The organism is Streptococcus moroccensis, assembly GCF_030812835.1.
In the GTDB taxonomy this organism is placed as follows: Bacteria; Bacillota; Bacilli; order Lactobacillales; family Streptococcaceae; genus Streptococcus; species Streptococcus moroccensis.
The window spans coordinates 1-15,487 of the sequence record NZ_JAUSTM010000015.1; the positions used below are offsets into that span (position 1 = coordinate 1).

At 33.3% G+C, this 15,487-nt stretch carries 17 protein-coding genes; 16 read left to right on the forward strand and 1 reads right to left on the reverse strand.

Going from position 1 to position 15,487, the window contains the following annotated elements:
- Positions 1–54 precede the first annotated feature (54 nt).
- Positions 55–345 (forward strand): DUF5966 family protein, encoded by a 291-nt coding sequence (locus J2S23_RS07695; RefSeq protein WP_307122156.1) that lies wholly within the window; start codon positions 55–57, stop codon positions 343–345.
- Positions 346–483: 138 nt separating this feature from the next.
- Here the strand turns inward: J2S23_RS07695 and J2S23_RS07700 are convergent, their stop codons facing one another.
- Positions 484–1,335 (reverse strand): helix-turn-helix domain-containing protein, encoded by an 852-nt coding sequence (locus J2S23_RS07700; RefSeq protein WP_307122157.1) that lies wholly within the window; start codon positions 1,333–1,335, stop codon positions 484–486.
- A 363-nt stretch (positions 1,336–1,698) separates the two neighbouring features.
- Here J2S23_RS07700 and J2S23_RS07705 point away from each other — a divergent pair, with 363 nt between their 5' ends.
- From J2S23_RS07705 to J2S23_RS07775, 15 genes are all read left to right on the forward strand, one after another.
- Positions 1,699–1,935, forward strand: a complete 237-nt coding sequence (locus J2S23_RS07705) for a hypothetical protein (protein ID WP_307122158.1) — start codon at positions 1,699–1,701, stop codon at positions 1,933–1,935.
- A 1-nt stretch (position 1,936) separates the two neighbouring features.
- A complete protein-coding gene (locus J2S23_RS07710) occupies positions 1,937–3,514 on the forward strand; it encodes an ATP-binding cassette domain-containing protein (protein WP_307122159.1) in 1,578 nt (525 codons plus the stop codon).
- Between the two features lie 170 nt (positions 3,515–3,684).
- Positions 3,685–4,323 (forward strand): peptidylprolyl isomerase, encoded by a 639-nt coding sequence (locus tag J2S23_RS07715; RefSeq protein ID WP_307122160.1) that lies wholly within the window; start codon positions 3,685–3,687, stop codon positions 4,321–4,323.
- Positions 4,324–4,361: 38 nt separating this feature from the next.
- Positions 4,362–5,450, forward strand: a complete 1,089-nt coding sequence (locus J2S23_RS07720) for a toprim domain-containing protein (protein ID WP_307122161.1) — start codon at positions 4,362–4,364, stop codon at positions 5,448–5,450.
- Between the two features lie 53 nt (positions 5,451–5,503).
- Complete coding sequence (locus J2S23_RS07725) at positions 5,504–5,731, forward strand: DUF5965 family protein (protein WP_124758848.1); 228 nt, start codon at positions 5,504–5,506, stop codon at positions 5,729–5,731.
- A 3-nt stretch (positions 5,732–5,734) separates the two neighbouring features.
- Positions 5,735–6,130 carry a DUF5945 family protein gene (locus J2S23_RS07730; RefSeq protein ID WP_307122162.1) on the forward strand — a complete coding sequence of 132 codons (396 nt, stop codon included), beginning with the start codon at positions 5,735–5,737 and terminating at the stop codon, positions 6,128–6,130.
- A gap of 44 nt (positions 6,131–6,174) precedes the next feature.
- On the forward strand, positions 6,175–6,462 hold the full coding sequence (locus tag J2S23_RS07735) for a hypothetical protein (RefSeq protein ID WP_307122163.1): 288 nt from the start codon (positions 6,175–6,177) through the stop codon (positions 6,460–6,462).
- A 70-nt stretch (positions 6,463–6,532) separates the two neighbouring features.
- Complete coding sequence (gene pezA, locus J2S23_RS07740; RefSeq protein ID WP_307122164.1) at positions 6,533–7,009, forward strand: type II toxin-antitoxin system antitoxin PezA; 477 nt, start codon at positions 6,533–6,535, stop codon at positions 7,007–7,009.
- Positions 7,009–7,767 (forward strand): type II toxin-antitoxin system toxin PezT, encoded by a 759-nt coding sequence (pezT, locus tag J2S23_RS07745; RefSeq protein WP_307122165.1) that lies wholly within the window; start codon positions 7,009–7,011, stop codon positions 7,765–7,767. Before pezA ends, pezT begins: the two co-directional genes overlap by 1 nt.
- Positions 7,768–7,789: 22 nt before the next feature.
- On the forward strand, positions 7,790–9,163 hold the full coding sequence (locus J2S23_RS07750; protein WP_307122166.1) for an ABC-three component system protein: 1,374 nt from the start codon (positions 7,790–7,792) through the stop codon (positions 9,161–9,163).
- 2 nt (positions 9,164–9,165) lie between these two features.
- Positions 9,166–9,861, forward strand: a complete 696-nt coding sequence (locus tag J2S23_RS07755) for an ABC-three component system middle component 1 (protein WP_307122167.1) — start codon at positions 9,166–9,168, stop codon at positions 9,859–9,861.
- Positions 9,858–12,506, forward strand: coding sequence for an AAA family ATPase (locus J2S23_RS07760; protein WP_307122168.1), 2,649 nt, complete (start codon positions 9,858–9,860; stop codon positions 12,504–12,506). Before J2S23_RS07755 ends, J2S23_RS07760 begins: the two co-directional genes overlap by 4 nt.
- 394 nt (positions 12,507–12,900) lie before the next feature.
- A complete protein-coding gene (locus J2S23_RS07765; protein WP_000529541.1) occupies positions 12,901–13,260 on the forward strand; it encodes an SAG1252 family conjugative relaxosome accessory protein in 360 nt (119 codons plus the stop codon).
- 9 nt (positions 13,261–13,269) lie between these two features.
- Positions 13,270–13,635, forward strand: coding sequence for a plasmid mobilization relaxosome protein MobC (mobC, locus tag J2S23_RS07770; RefSeq protein ID WP_307122169.1), 366 nt, complete (start codon positions 13,270–13,272; stop codon positions 13,633–13,635).
- A complete protein-coding gene (locus J2S23_RS07775) occupies positions 13,622–15,487 on the forward strand; it encodes an SAG1250 family conjugative relaxase (RefSeq protein WP_307122170.1) in 1,866 nt (621 codons plus the stop codon). The genes mobC and J2S23_RS07775 overlap by 14 nt, the downstream gene beginning before the upstream one ends.

Consider the following 15,487-nt stretch of genomic DNA (forward strand, 5'->3'; position numbering starts at 1 on the left):
CAAGGGGAAGGCAGATTATTATCGTAAGCAATTAGGGTAGAAAGAGGTGTAGAGATGTTAGAACAAATCATTCAAAGTCTTTTGATTATCGCAGCAACAGGGCTGATTTTGCTTGCCCTTTACCAGATTGCGAAGATGCTTGGAAGCTTATTTGTCATTGGATTAATCGGATTTTTAGTTTTCACAGAAGTCTATGGAATTTACCTCTTTTTTACAGAACGATACCTCTATGTGGAAGATTTAGCCACCAATGGAATTTTCAGCTTTACCGCTTTCTATATTATTTTTAATCTTTTACTTGTCTTTGGACTTGTTAGAAAAGTTGTTAGAAGTCGGATGGCATAAAAAATAAGAAAAAGGTTTAGAATTAACGTTTTATTTGACGTATTCTAAACCTTTTTTTGTGAAACATCTATTAGTTAAAGTGAGAAATATATGATCATGTTAGTAATTGAAATACAATTAAAGTTTTAAGAACTGTATTCATTCTTTTTTAGATGTATTTTTGCTAAAGTAATAATCCCACTCTTTCATTGTATCAGAGTTAAAAATAATATTAACTGTTTCTAGAATCGTTTCATGTATTTTTATTGCTTTCTCTTTGTCCCCCCATAAATAATCAAACATTGCTTGAAGTTCATGTAGATATAGCTTTTCAAAAGAAAAATAGGTTGGGTATTTTTTACAAAATAATAGTGTCAAAAGTTTTTGGCTAGCATCTCGTTCTTTTCGTTCTAGAAAAACAGAGAGGCAGTTTAGAACAGTATCAATTTTTATACGATCGAGATTATTTTTTAAAGATTGAGGAGTATCTTCGAGAATAGTGTTAGTGAAGACTATAAGTGCATTAGTTGTGAAATAAGGTACTAGATTACCGAGTAGACCAATATCAAGATTTGTCCAATATTCTAATGAAAAAAAGTAGTCAGTAAGTTGAAAAATAGTATTGTGATTAACCGTTACTTGTTCGAGCTCGCAAATTAAAACTTCTAGAACGAGAGACATTATTTGATAAATGTATTGACCTTTTTGATATGATAACTCAGAAAGATATAACTTTAGTTCAGAGAGTACCTGGATATCTTTGTTATTTATTGCTTCTTCTAACTGTTCAATTAGCGAGTAAAAATCTTTATCTTGAAAATCTTTCCATTCAAAGAATTCATTAATTTCAACTAGCATAAATCCTAGAAGTTGAAATAGCACATCATTTGAAAGGGTTGTATGTCCATTTTCAAAATCAGAAATACTAGTAGCGGATCCAGCCACTTCTCCAAGTGCTTTTAAGGATAGTTTTCTTTGTTTACGAATGGCCTTGAATTTTTCTCGATTCATCATATTCGGATTTCCGAAATTTCTCCTTCTTACTTTTTTTACATTATATAATATCGGTATCAAAAAGGGAAGGAGAAAAAACATGATTATCAATGAAATTGTAGAACATGATTTTAATCAAGATTATGAAATCTTTAAAAATCTTGGATGTGGTTCAGGTTGCTAGATGATTTCCGATAAAACCTATGTTCACTTTTCTGTAAACACTATTAATCAAATAAAAAAAATTAAAAATTATTTGTTAGGTTGATAGTTTACTTGAACATATGTGGTAACTGCCCACAGTGTTCCATATGACCTATATTTCAAGGGCAGAGAGTATACTTTCTGCTCTTGAAATATTATTTTTAAAGGAGGAACTTGATGAATTATTCACGTTATGTTGTATCAATCCCAAAGGATGAAAATACCTTTTTGTTTAATACAAAGAATAATTTGGCTATTAAAATTGAGAATCGTCTATTTAAAAAGATTGAAAATGATATTTTTAATGAACGTACCTTTAATGAGAAATGCCAACGTATGCAGCAAAATATACTACAAAATTTTGAACTTGCGATTTTGTCAAATAAAATAAACTATGAATTGAAGGTGGAGTGATATGAAAACAATACTCAAAAATATTTCTAAGGTCAAGCTATTTCTATACCTACTATTTGCTCTACTCTATTCCTTGCAAGGTTTATTGACATCTTTTCTTATTCAAATAGCAGGGCAGATTAATGCAAATGATACTCGAATAATTTTATCATTTGGATTTTTTGGAGTGCTACTGTTTGTCTTTATATACTTTTGCATGTATGTAAATAATATCTTAGCACGGTCAATGATTAAGGACATTAATGTAATCATCTCCCAAAAAGCACTCCAAAATTTTTATCAAAAAAAATTACATTACAGCTCCTCAGAGCTAAACTCATTTTTGGCACAAGATATTCCCATGTTTTGGCAAGAGTATCTTACCCCTTTAATTATTTATCCTATCTTTGGACTATCTATTCTTGCATCAGTATCCTACCTTTTAATGCAACATATTCAACTTGGTTTATTATTTACAGTTGGAGGATTTTTAATGATTATACCTCAGTTTGTATTTAATAAACTTTTACAGAGACGTGGTGAAGAGCTGAGTTCATCTAGAGAAAAAAGTATGGCATCTATTACAGATTTTACAAAAGGAATAGATACTATTCGGAGCAATCAAGCTGGCCAACAGTTTTCAGACCATGTTTTAGATGATATCGAGAACACTGAAAATAAGCAATATCATTATTTTACAAGTCATAATTTGGTCATGTTTTGGACCGGACCTCTTAAAGGTATTGGCTTAGTGATCCCTTTAATGATAGGTTTATTACTCACTAGAACGACGTCTTTAACACTGACAACCCTATTAGCTATGATGACAGCATCTATGAATCTCATTTCTCCTTTACAACAACTCCTAGAAGCCACATCAAGTCTACAATCAGCATCTGCTATTAAGGATAAGGTCGTTTCAATTTTACAGTTAAGCGATGAGTGCATTAATATTGAGAGTGGCACAGTAAAAATAGGAAAGTTACGAATTTACCTAGATCAATTAAGTAAATCATTTGGAGAAAAAAATCTCTTTCAGAAATTATCGCTAAGTATTTCCTTTGGGAGAAAAGTTTTGGTTACAGGAGCGAGTGGTAGTGGTAAGACAACCTTGTTTAGAATATTAAGTGGAGAAGATATTGAATTTTCAGGAAATATATATATTGAAAACGAAAATGAGACATTTTTCAAGCCATCATATAATATTGTTTCAATTATTCATCAAAAACCTTATATTTTTAACGGTAGCTTGAGGGATAATTTGACTTTGTTCCAGCATTTTTCAGACAGAACTTTACAGGATGTATTACAAAAAGTAAATCTGTTTGAGGAAGTTGGTGGAAATCTTGAAATACATCTTGACGGACAAAATTTATCGGGTGGTCAAATGATGAAATTAGAATTGGCTAGATGCTTGCTAAGACTTAAGCCGATTTTACTCGTTGATGAGGTAACGGCTGCGTTGGACGAGACGAATGCGAAAGAGATACGGCACCTGATTCATTCCCAAGATTGTACAATAATCGAAATTTCTCATAAATTCAATAAAGACAATTATGATGAGGTTATTAATTTAGAAGAGTACAGAGTCTGTAATTAAGAGTTGTGAAACTAAGGGGTTTTATAAATTTAGTTTTGCTATTGATTTAGGAATTGTTTTTATATATTAGGTTGGGTTAATGTCAAAGTTAACCTCTTTTTGTGATAACTTTTTCAAGTTCATCTTGTTATCATAGTGCTATCTTATGGAAAAAGGAGATAGCACTAGTGATGTTAAATAAAATGAAGGCTAGATTTTTGATTGGTTTTGGTGGTCTAGCAGTCACCAGCTTTATGGTGATGATGGGCTACACCATTGGTTCTCAGTCTGTAACCAATCACACGCAGAAACAGATTCAGACTGAAGCTCATAAACTGCTGATCAAAGAGAAAGAAAAAGAGAAGGCAAGTGTCCTCTCTGATGAGTTAGTCAAGGAATTCCTTACCCAATACTATACCAAGGAAAAGCTGGGCGAGAACAACAACCGTATCAAGCCCTATATGACAGATTCTGCCTTTAAGGAAGAGGTAGCTCGTCAAGAAGATTCTATCAACCAAGTCTATAAAGACTATATGTTGGATTATCGCTTTGAGTCTGCCAATATCTATGTCAATACAGAAGAAAATGAAGCTTTTGTGGAAGTGTCTTATCAGGTTGTTTACGTGTCAGATGTCAGTGACAAGGCTCAGAAAAGTACACAGACAGAAACGACCTCTCTTAAACTATCTTATGCCAAATTGTCAGATAAACTCCTTGTCAATCAGGTAACCATTTGGAATGGGAAGCTAGGAGACTTGAAAGAATCTTCTGATGAAGTAAATTCAAGCATTCCAAAGATTCAAGGCACTACGACAAGTGAGACCAACTAGCAGGAGTATATCTTCTGCTTTTTTGATAAGGAGATGAGATGACAAGAATTGAAAAAGTGAAACAAAAGGCGATTCTAGAGGTGGCAGAAAGTCTAGGTTATTCTTTTAAACGACTATCAGCGCAAGTCTATGAACATCCAGAACACGATTCTTTTAGGATTTTTGCGGATACCAATACTTTCAAATGGTTTTCACGTGACATCCAAGGAGATGTGATTGATTTCGTTCAGTTAATGACAGGAGTGTCTTTTAAAGAAGCCCTGTCTTACCTTGAAACTGGAGACTTTGAACAGGCTAAGGTGTTCGAAGAGACCTACCAACCCTTTCGTTATTATCTAAGGGAAGAACCATTTGACCAAGCACAGATATACCTGAATGACATTCGTGGTCTAAGTGATGACACTATCAATGCTTTTGGCAGACAAGGTCTATTAGCACAGGCACATTACCAGACAAAGATCTTTCAGGAATCAGTCCTTGTCTTTAAAAGTTACAATCATCATGGACAACTAGAGGGGGCAAGTCTTCAAGGGCTTGTCAAAAATGCTCAGAGACATGATCGAGGTTACCTCAAGAAAATCATGAAAGGGTCTCATGGATATGTGGGAATGAGCTTTGATATTGGAAAACCGAAACGCCTTATCTTTTGTGAATCGGTAATTGATATGATGAGTTATTATCAACTCCATCAGAAGCAGTTATCAGATGTGCGTTTAGTTTCTATGGAGGGCTTAAAACTCTCTGTGATTGCTTATCAGACACTAAGGTTAACAGCAGAGGAACATGACAAGCTCAATTTTTTAGATAATATCAAGCCAAGTAAATTAACGCATTTTCTTCGTATCATACAAGAAACAACTATCTTTTTTCAGAACCACCCAGGTTTGATAACATTAGCTGTTGACAATGATGAAGCAGGGCGAGACTTTTGTCAGAAGTTATCTGAGAAAGGACTTCCCATTGAAATAGACTTACCATCATTACAGGAACTGGAAACTAAAGCAGATTGGAATGATGTCGTGAAAAGTCAGAGAAATCTTTCTCTGAGAGATGTGATCCAATCGGCCAAGTTACAAGTTATCCGAAGCAATCCTCCGCCTAGAAAAAATACTGCTTTAGAGTTGTGATAACAAAATCAAGTTTCTTAGATTAATCTAGAAAGTGATAAGGAGGACACCCTATGAGTCTGATTGAACGCCTAGTTGAAAGAGTGGCTAGGCAAGAGGAAAAAGTTGCGAAAGAAACGGAAAAACTAGAAACTTATCGCAGTCAATTACAAACAGCGATGTATCAAGCCTTTATCAAACGCCAACAAAATAGTCCCTGGACATTTGATGAAGCATTGACGCAAGCCTTTGGCCAGTATGAACAAAAACCAATACCATCAGATAATAGAAATGAGGAATAACACATGACAAAAGACTGGACCTTTGACCAACCCTTAGATGATAACACACCGACATCTTCATCGGAAGAACGTGCGAAGATTGCGGCACTATTTCATAAAGAAAACCAAGAGGGCACTGAAGATGTTGACTATGTGGCAGCCTTTGAAATGGAACAACAAAAGGCTAAAAATCAGATGGCTCCACAGCAAGAACCTCAAAAGCAATCTATACCAGATGTAAAGCCCTCCTCAACTATTACCAGTGACTACAAGCAACACCTAGCCGATGTGATGGATCAAAACAATGAGGACATTCGTCAAAGTCAGAAGAAAATTGAAGAGTTGCACCAGTTGATTGATGACAAAAATAAGCAAAATAAGAAATTACAAGCCATTTCAGCAGCTATTGATGACTTGTAACGATGAGCAGTCCTCACAAGGGCTGCTTTTTATGGGGAGAGAAGATGAAGTTATTCAAAAAACGAACACAACAACAAGATAGTTTTAAGCGTCTTATTCATCGGTTATCAGGAATGTCTGAATCGGACTTACATAAGGTCAACCAATTATTAGATGTCGTTTTTGACGCTACACGTCAAACTATCCATGATGAAAAAAAGTCTCCTAAAGCTAAGCCAAAGGAGCCAATCTTAGATGAGACCATTACTGAAGCTAAGAATACACTGAAGACTGAGCAACTTGAAAAGCGGATAGAGCAGTTTAGGCAGGCGAAGAAACCGAAAAGCGAATAATGCACCATTTTTGGTGCGTTGTTCGCTTTTTGTGTTATAATGAAAGTAACTAAATAGGAGGCCATCATCTATGATTGGAGAGAATATTAAATCGTTACGTAAAACCCATGATTTAACACAACCAGAATTCGCAAAGATTGTTGGAATTTCACGAAATAGCCTTAGCCGTTATGAAAATGGAACAAGCTCTGTTTCGACAGAACTGATAGACCGTATTTGTCAGAAATTCAACGTGTCTTATGTCGATATTGTAGGAGAAGAAAAAATGCTAACACCAGTAGAAGATTATCAATTAACGTTAAAAATAGAAGTCATTAAAGAGCGAGGCGCAGCGATTTTATCCCAACTGTATCGCTATCAAGATAGCCAAGAAATTGCATTTGACGATGAAACCAATCCTTGGATTTTGATGAGTGATGATTTGTCTAATCTTATCAATACCAAGATTTATCTTGTTGATACCTTTGATGAGGTAGAGCGTTACAATGGTTATTTGGATGGTATTGAGCGAATGTTGGAGCTTGCTCGTCATCAGGTGGTGGCTTAATGCGGTTAGAAGAATTTAGCAAAGATGACTTTGAATTAGCCTTAAAACGGACTCTTCGTTCCTTAACTCGTGGTAAAACGACATCAGTTAACCCCAAAGCCATCTTAATTGGTGGGCAAAGCGGAGCGGGTAAGACAACGATACACCGTATCAAGCAGAAAGAGTTCCAAGGTAATATCATTATTATTGACGGTGACAGCTATCGTTCTTTACACCCGAACTATCTAGTTTTACAAGAAGAATACGGTAAAGATAGCGTGGATTATACCAAAGGTTTTGCAGGAAAAATGGTGGAGCATCTTGTCGATGAGCTAAGTAAACAAGGTTATCATTTGTTAATCGAAGGAACCTTGAGAACAACAGAAGTCCCAAGAAAAACTGCTCGGCTATTGAAATCACGAGGCTATCAAGTCTCATTAGCTTTGATAGCAACCAAGCCTGAATTGTCCTATCTCAGCACCTTAATCCGTTATGAGGAAGTCTATGCAGTGAATCCAGGTCAGGCTAGAGCAACTCCTAAAGAACATCACGATGGTATTGTAGAACATTTAGTTGATAATCTAAGAGAGTTAGAAAACGATAAACTCTTTGACCAGATTCAAATATATAAAAGAGATAGAACATGTGTCTATGATTCTGAAAAAGATGATGGTTCAGTAGCAGAAGTTCTACAAGAATGCCTCTTCGGAAAATGGAGCAAGGTTGAGGAGGAGATGCTTAAAGTGGGGCAGGAACGGTTGAGGGAATTTAATAAATAGTAAAATAATAAGGGAGATTAAGTTGGCGAGTTCAAATGTTGATCAAAATAGAAACGCGACATCAAGTTGGAGTGGTTATATTCATCAAGGAAAAGTTGGTTTTTTAGTAGCATTAAGGCAACTACGACAGTGTATTAAAGATAATGTAAATTATGAGGAGTATAGTATACGGTATGAGAATGCTGAGGACTTTGACATCATTGGCAATGATGGGCAAGTATTATCGAGGCATCAAGTGAAAGCATATATTAATGGAAATGGGAGAGAAGATTACTCAGATTTATTTAATATACAAAAGAGGAAGTTTGAAGATGGAAAGGAAAAAATAGATACAAAGGGGTTTCAAATACACTCCTTTGATGGACAGGGAAAAATAAAATCTGTTGATGTTCGTACTGATTCTAGATATGTACATGTCATTGTGGATGTGATTGATTTCAAATTATCTCGATATGAATATTTAAAAAAAGATGGTCGCAGAAAAAACTATACTGATAATAATTCCTGTATTCAATTATATCCATATGATAGAGAAAAAAACATTTGTTATTGCCCACTTTCACAAGACTATAGTAATGATAAGATTAGAGAATATTGTATAACTGAAATTAAAGAGATTTTAATATTAGAAAAGTCTTTGTTAAAAGAAAATGAATCCCATTTACAACAGGTATATCTAAGATATATTGGAGCATTATTAGACCATAGTATTGGAGCAGCACATAACGAATCAGGATTCCCAAAAATCTCTCTAAAAGAGATTTTTGCCATTATTGAAGAGGAAGCACCTAAAGATGAAGTATATGAAATGAAAAATACTTTAATCTATAGTTGGGAGAAATATCATCGAGATTATGTAAGTGACATTTCTGATGATGATTTTAAACTGATGGACAAAATAATCAATCAATTACTGTCTATGTCTAAAGAAGAGTTTTGTGAGTTTGTAAGAATGGTTTTACCTCATGAAAAGTCTGATGAAGATTTTTTTAAAATATTTAATATAACTCTCTTAGAACGAATATTCTATTCGTTGATAAAAGATGTTCGAAAATTCTCGTTTAAACATTACAGTTTCTTAGATGAAGTAAAAAAAAGTTATAGATTCTCCTTAATCGATATTGAGGAGTCCCCTGGTCGTATTGCAACAGTAATTAAAAATATTATTGATAACTCAGAATTTTTAAAAGCTACTTTTAATCATGATTTTCTTATTAATAGGGATATAGATGGTTTTCCGATTGGAATAAGAATAGATGAATTTGATAGTATGTCAGATAATAGATATAAAGATGAATGGAATACAGGAGTACAACATAATATTTTTAAACCTAATATGGAATTCATTGGTATTAAGAAGGCAAAAGAAAAGAATTTGAGTGTGCAGGAGGACTAATTATGAGAGACATCGTTATAGAATTTTTACAAAATAATCATTTTAACCAGTTGGATACAGATTTTGATTTCTATACTAACTCGCAAAACTCAGAGTATTTTATAGTTAGTCAATATAGTCAAGAAGAGCTGTATAATTTTTTTGATGATGGTAAGACTTCACAAGTAATAAAAGAGTTTGAAAGACTGTCTGTGAAATCAGAACACGAGAATATTAAGAAAAATACCTCTCTGTTTATTTTGGTAAAAGTTGATGATTTGAAAGGAGCATTTGAAGATGAAAAAATACAAAAATCAATATTATTGATAGAAGAGGACTATTACTATTTTAGAAAGTTCGTTTTATTATACACTCAAAATGGGTTATCGGATTTACGAGACAAAGCCACTAATGAAGCACTCTATAATTATTTAGAATCTCATATTGATGATTTTGAAAAAGATATGTTTTTTAATGAATCGTATTTTATGGCGATGGAAATTGGAGTCAAATTACCGTTTTTTACGCTTCCTAAAAGAAATGATATTTATCAAAGTATAGAAAATCAGTATCATGATAATAAGGATGAACTAGATGATAGATTATTGGATTTTTATAGTAAAGTTACTGATGAGAACTTATCAGAATCACTAAAAGATATTTCTCTTGATGATGAAAATATTTCTGAATTACGAAAAATAGGGGAATTATTACCATGAGAATCAAAAAAATCATAATAAAAAACTTTAAAAATATAAAGGAAACTAGAATTATTGATTTTCAAGAGAATGTAACTTTGTTTGTTGGACCAAATGGATTTGGAAAAACTACAATTTTTGATGCCATTGAGTTATCATTAACTGGGAGAATCCGTCGAATTGAAGAGTCCGATTATAGCGATGGCAGAAGTAGTTTTAGCACTCCTTATTTTCAAAATAATCCTGAGGAAGATACATTCATTGAGCTAATGTTGACAAATGATGAAGGTAGTTCTTTGATAGTAACTAGCCTTTATAAGAGTTCTATGAATTCTGAAGGCAGCAATGTGCCAAAGTTTTCGTTTTCTAAATTCAAAAGAAGATTTCGGTTTGATTCAGAAATCTCAGTTCAACCGATTGAAGATTTTGATGGTTTAGATGAAAATGATATACAAAAAGAAATTAGGCAATTTTTAGGATATGAATCAGAAGTTTATAGCCTAGGTGATATTTTCGATTTATTTCATTATATTCAACAAGATGAAACAGCTTATTATTTGAAGCAAAAGGAGAAAGATAGAAAGGAACAATTGAATTTTCTATTAAATATTGGAAACTATGTTAATAGAAAAAATCGATTAGCTGAACTAAGAAAAACTCTACTGTCTAGTAAAAACGAGCTGGAAAAGAAAAAAAACGTGTTAAAAAATCTCTCTATAGGAAATGAGGTTATTTATAATGAGCTGCCCCTTAGAGCAGATTCTGACTTTGCTTTTAACAATGAGTCGATTGTTTTTGATGATGAATTGTCAAATGAAAGTTTAAATATATATCTATCAGAAATTGCTAAATTACAAGAATTTCGAAATTCATTCTCTCCAAAGGATTACTTCCTCAGAAGACAAAGTGAGCAGTTTGCGAGAGAGGTACTGGATGATAAGGATTTTATTATCTACTTAATAGTTAGAGAAATTCTTGAAAATCAGGAGAATATAGAGTATATTGAACAAAATCATACTTTAATTTCAAATGATAAAAATTATTCCTATTTTTTACTTAAAAATTATATCGGACAACTAGAGTCATTGGAAAATGACAGTAAAATGTTTAAACGTGGAAAAATTCTAGAGAGTCTGCTTGATGTAGAAATTGATAAACTTAATATAGAGTCAATTGAGAATTCTTTAAATAGCTTTGCAGGTTGGGAATTTGGCCAAGTATGGTTTGAAAGGTTTGATTCCAAGTTAACAAATTACAAGATTAAAAAAGAGCAGTTGGATGATGGAACAGATTCGATTAACAAGCTACTCGAGATAAGAAGTCGTCTAAAAGAACATAGTGATAATAACCATTCAGAATGTATATTTTGTGGTTATGATTGGATTGAAAGCAAGAATTTACTGCTTGCTTATGAAGAAACAACGAATCAACTACGTAAAAATTTGACTAATTTTGAAATAGAAGTTTTAAATTTGGTTGAAGAATTAAATAGATTAAAAATAGAGTTACAAAATCAGATTCAAATTGAGCAAGAGAGACTCTTTGTTCTTCCTGATGAATTTTTGGCGGTGATACGATCCATAGGTAATTATAATTTTCCTGAGTCTTTTAGCAACTTAGTTGTAATGAACTCAGAGATTACGCCTATGTCAGTTGATAAAAGTGCTTCGCTACAAAAGTTTGAGATTTTGAAAAAAGAGTTAATAAGTTCATTGCAAGAAAAACTGTTGATTCCAAATGAAGTCTATGGTACTTTCCTTAGAGTTGTAAATAAGAGAGTAGATTTTGAAACGCTTTTAGAAAAATATTCAGTTTTAGAGAGAGAATCTATAAAGGAATTTCAAATTTCGTTTGAAAATCTACCAACTAACTTGCATAAATTTCAAGAGAATGGTGGGAAACTTTCAGCATTTTTGGATGAACTTAGATCACAAATAGTATTTGACTATTCTAAAAGTTTAGATTCACAAAATCTATTTGATAAATACTATGCATCTAATGAAAAAACTTTTGAGGACTGTACTATAGAAAGGATCATTCAAAAACGAGAGTATATTATTAACCAGTTTGAATTACAAAGGTTGACGATGTTTAACCAAATTGATAATCGCCTTCAAATAATCGGACGAACAATTACTTATCTTCATCAGCGTGTTAGGGAATTAAATAATAATATAAAATCTTACCAAGAGCAGATGATTCAAAAGTTAAAGCTTCCTTTTTATATGTACACTGCTAAAATTTTACAAAATTACCAACAAGGAATGGGAGTTCTACTAACTACTCAAAATAATTCTAATATCAGGCTTATAGCAAATAGTAATAGTGAGCAGGATGTGATGTATCAATTGAGTTCTGGACAAGTAGCTGTTATTTCATTTGCTTTCACTTTGGCACTAAATACAACATTTAAGATTTCAAAAGAATTCAAATTTTTATCAATTGATGATCCGATTCAAGATATGGATTCTATGAATGTATATGCTTTGATTGATTTGATAAGGCATTCATTATCAGATTATCAAATTATTATGTCCACACATAGTGATGGTAGTGCTATGTTTATCAAATATAAATTTGAATTATTTTCAGATTCTGAAATATCAAATGTAGGACTAAAAAATATAAAGAATATTTTATTATTAGATGATGAAGTTAGCGATTAATAGACAGTGACTTGTTCTATTTATTACTAATGAAGTATTGGAATCATTATCATATATATAGAAAAAGAGAGCCCAGGCTCTCTTTTTTCTTACCTGCTATAGTAATGTGATAACTTTTCCAAATCATCCCTGCTATCCTAATATCATTCCCAAGAAAATCAAGTCTTGATTTTCTACTGGGGGTTTGGGGGCGAAGCCACCAAGTTATCTTATCGTTGGCTGTCAAAACTGGAAGGTTTTTGTCGGCTGGCGATATGATTTTTTGGGTATTGTGACCACAATGCCTGAGCTCGCAAAGACCGAACAAGAAGAGAGTGAGGTATTTAGGAAGCGTACTGACAATGTGAGGCAGCCTGACATTGTCAGACAAGTATAATGTTGAAAGGATAGTAGGATGGGACAAGAAATTAAGTTGATTCGTAAGCAATTTAGAATCACGAGACAAGAAGAAAAACAGATAAAAGAAATGATGAGGGAACAAAAACTGGATAGTTTCTCAGAATTTCTTCGTCAAAATTTGTTGAAAAAGAATTATCAGGATAGAATTTTTGAAAGTTGGTTCTCCCTTTGGCAATCTCAAAAGTTTGAGCAGATTAGTCGAGATGTGTATGAAGTTTTGATTATTGCAAGAGAAAATCACCAAGTGACTCAAGAACACGTTTCAATCTTATTGAGCTGCGTTCAAGAATTGATAGCGGAAGTCAATCAAGTACAACCACTCAGTCATGAGTTTCGTGAAAAATACATGAGATAGGAGGCTACTATGGTTTATCGATATCGCACTAATCTCAAAAAAGTATTTTTAACAGATTCAGAGTTACATCAATTGAATGAACGAATTGCTAAGAGTCATTGTCAAAATTTTTCAGTCTATGCCAGAAAAGTGTTGCTGAATCCCAATATGTCATTTATCACCATTAACACGGATACCTATGACCAGTTAGTATTTGAATTGAGACGGATTGGAAATAACATTAATCAAATTGCGCGTGCCATCAATCAAAGCCATCTGATTTCTCAGGAACAGTTACAAGAATTGAGTAAGGGAGTTAGTGAGTTGATTACTGGAGTAGGGAAAGAATTTCAAGTGGAAGTGAAAAGACTGAGGGAGTTTCATGGTAGTCACTAAACACTTTGCAACGCACGGAAAAAAATACCGTAGGCGTCTGATTAAGTATATCCTCAATCCCGATAAAACGGACAATTTGAAATTGGTATCTGATTTTGGCATGAGCAATTACTTAGACTTTCCTAGCTATGAAGAAATGGTAGAAATGTACAATGTCAACTTTACCAATAACGACAAGTTGTACGAATCCAGAAATGACCGACAAGAAAAACACCAACAAAATATTCATGCCCATCACCTCATCCAATCATTTTCTCCAGAGGATAATCTGACACCTGAAGAAATTAACCGCATTGGTTATGAGACCATGATGGAATTAACAGGAGGCCGTTTTCGTTTTATCGTGGCAACTCATACAGACAAACATCATGTTCATAATCACATCCTAATCAACGCCATTGATCGTAATTCAGATAAAAAGTTGATATGGAATTATGCCTTGGAACGAAACCTTCGTATGATTTCAGACCGTATTTCTAAAATGGCAGGGGCAAAAATTATCGAGAAGCGTTACTCGTATCGTGACTATCAAAAATATAGGCAGTCTAGTCATAAATTTGAATTAAAGCAACGTCTGTATTTTTTGATGCAACAGTCAAAGTCTTTTGATGATTTTTTAGAAAAAGCAGTGCAGTTACATGTTTATATTGATTTTAGTCAGAAGCATAGTCGATTCATGATGACGGATAGAGCAATGACAAAACCAATTCGAGGACGCCAACTCAGCAAACGAGATTTATATGATAAAGACTTTTTCCGTACACATTTTGCCAAGCAAGAGATTGAAAGTCGATTAGAATTTCTGTTGAACTGTGTTAATTCCTTAGAGGAGCTACTATTAAAAGCAAAAGAATTGAATCTAACCATTGACTTAAAACAAAAAAATGTAACTTTTATACTAGAAGAAGATACTCAAAAGATAAGTTTGGGTCATAAAAAAATAAGTGACAAGAAATTATATGATGTTAATTTTTTTCAAGATTACTTTAAAAATAAGGAGGTCGGTGATTCAGAAGGATTAGAAAATTTACAGGAACAGTACCATGCTTTTCAAGAAGAACGAGATAAGGATAAGGTATCCACTGAAGAGATTGAAGAAGCCTTTGAGACATTTAAGGAAAAACGAGATGCCGTTCATGAATTTGAAGTGGAACTTGCAGGACACCAAATAGAGAAGCTAGCTGATAAGGGTGTCTATATCAAGGTGTCTTTCGGTGTCAAACAGAGCGGTCTTATTTTCATTCCCAACTATCAATTAGATATTCTTGAAGAAGAGAATCAGACAAAATATAAAGTCTATATCCGTGAGACAACCTCATATTTTGTCTATAACAAGGAACATTCGGATAAGAATCAGTATATTAAAGGGCGAACCTTGATTAGACAGCTAACCAACGATAGTCGAGCAATACCATACAGACGACCGACTGTTGAAAGACTTCAAGAAAAGATTACTGAGATTAACCTCTTGATTGAGTTAACAGAGATAGACAAAAAATACCAGGACATCAAAGACGAACTGGTTGTAGAAATAGCAGAGCTAGACATCAAACTGACTCAAACAAATGAAAAAATCGCCACCTTAAACAAGATGGCAGAAGTGCTTATCAATCTAAAGAGTGATGATTCGAATAGTCGAAAATTAGCAAGGTATGACTTTTCAGAACTGAATTTAACAGAATCAACTTCATTAGAACATGTGAGTGAAGAAATATGGAGATTACAAGAGAAATTAGATCGTTATCTCGATGAGTATGAATCATTAGTTAGAAAATTGGAAACATTTGCGAAAATTTTTAATAACAACAAGAATATTTACCAAAAATTTCAAGAAAATGTCTCTGTTGAATAA

Bases quoted from the DNA above. Each gene is read 5' to 3' on its own strand.
- J2S23_RS07695 (WP_307122156.1), top strand. From the start codon at position 55: ATGTTAGAACAAATCATTCAAAGTCTTTTGATTATCGCAGCAACAGGG.
- J2S23_RS07700 (WP_307122157.1), bottom strand. From the start codon at position 1,335: ATGAATCGAGAAAAATTCAAGGCCATTCGTAAACAAAGAAAACTATCC.
- J2S23_RS07705 (WP_307122158.1), top strand. From the start codon at position 1,699: ATGAATTATTCACGTTATGTTGTATCAATCCCAAAGGATGAAAATACC.
- J2S23_RS07710 (WP_307122159.1), top strand. From the start codon at position 1,937: ATGAAAACAATACTCAAAAATATTTCTAAGGTCAAGCTATTTCTATAC.
- J2S23_RS07715 (WP_307122160.1), top strand. From the start codon at position 3,685: ATGTTAAATAAAATGAAGGCTAGATTTTTGATTGGTTTTGGTGGTCTA.
- J2S23_RS07720 (WP_307122161.1), top strand. From the start codon at position 4,362: ATGACAAGAATTGAAAAAGTGAAACAAAAGGCGATTCTAGAGGTGGCA.
- J2S23_RS07725 (WP_124758848.1), top strand. From the start codon at position 5,504: ATGAGTCTGATTGAACGCCTAGTTGAAAGAGTGGCTAGGCAAGAGGAA.
- J2S23_RS07730 (WP_307122162.1), top strand. From the start codon at position 5,735: ATGACAAAAGACTGGACCTTTGACCAACCCTTAGATGATAACACACCG.
- J2S23_RS07735 (WP_307122163.1), top strand. From the start codon at position 6,175: ATGAAGTTATTCAAAAAACGAACACAACAACAAGATAGTTTTAAGCGT.
- pezA (WP_307122164.1), top strand. From the start codon at position 6,533: ATGATTGGAGAGAATATTAAATCGTTACGTAAAACCCATGATTTAACA.
- pezT (WP_307122165.1), top strand. From the start codon at position 7,009: ATGCGGTTAGAAGAATTTAGCAAAGATGACTTTGAATTAGCCTTAAAA.
- J2S23_RS07755 (WP_307122167.1), top strand. From the start codon at position 9,166: ATGAGAGACATCGTTATAGAATTTTTACAAAATAATCATTTTAACCAG.
- J2S23_RS07760 (WP_307122168.1), top strand. From the start codon at position 9,858: ATGAGAATCAAAAAAATCATAATAAAAAACTTTAAAAATATAAAGGAA.
- J2S23_RS07765 (WP_000529541.1), top strand. From the start codon at position 12,901: ATGGGACAAGAAATTAAGTTGATTCGTAAGCAATTTAGAATCACGAGA.
- mobC (WP_307122169.1), top strand. From the start codon at position 13,270: ATGGTTTATCGATATCGCACTAATCTCAAAAAAGTATTTTTAACAGAT.
- J2S23_RS07775 (WP_307122170.1), top strand. From the start codon at position 13,622: ATGGTAGTCACTAAACACTTTGCAACGCACGGAAAAAAATACCGTAGG.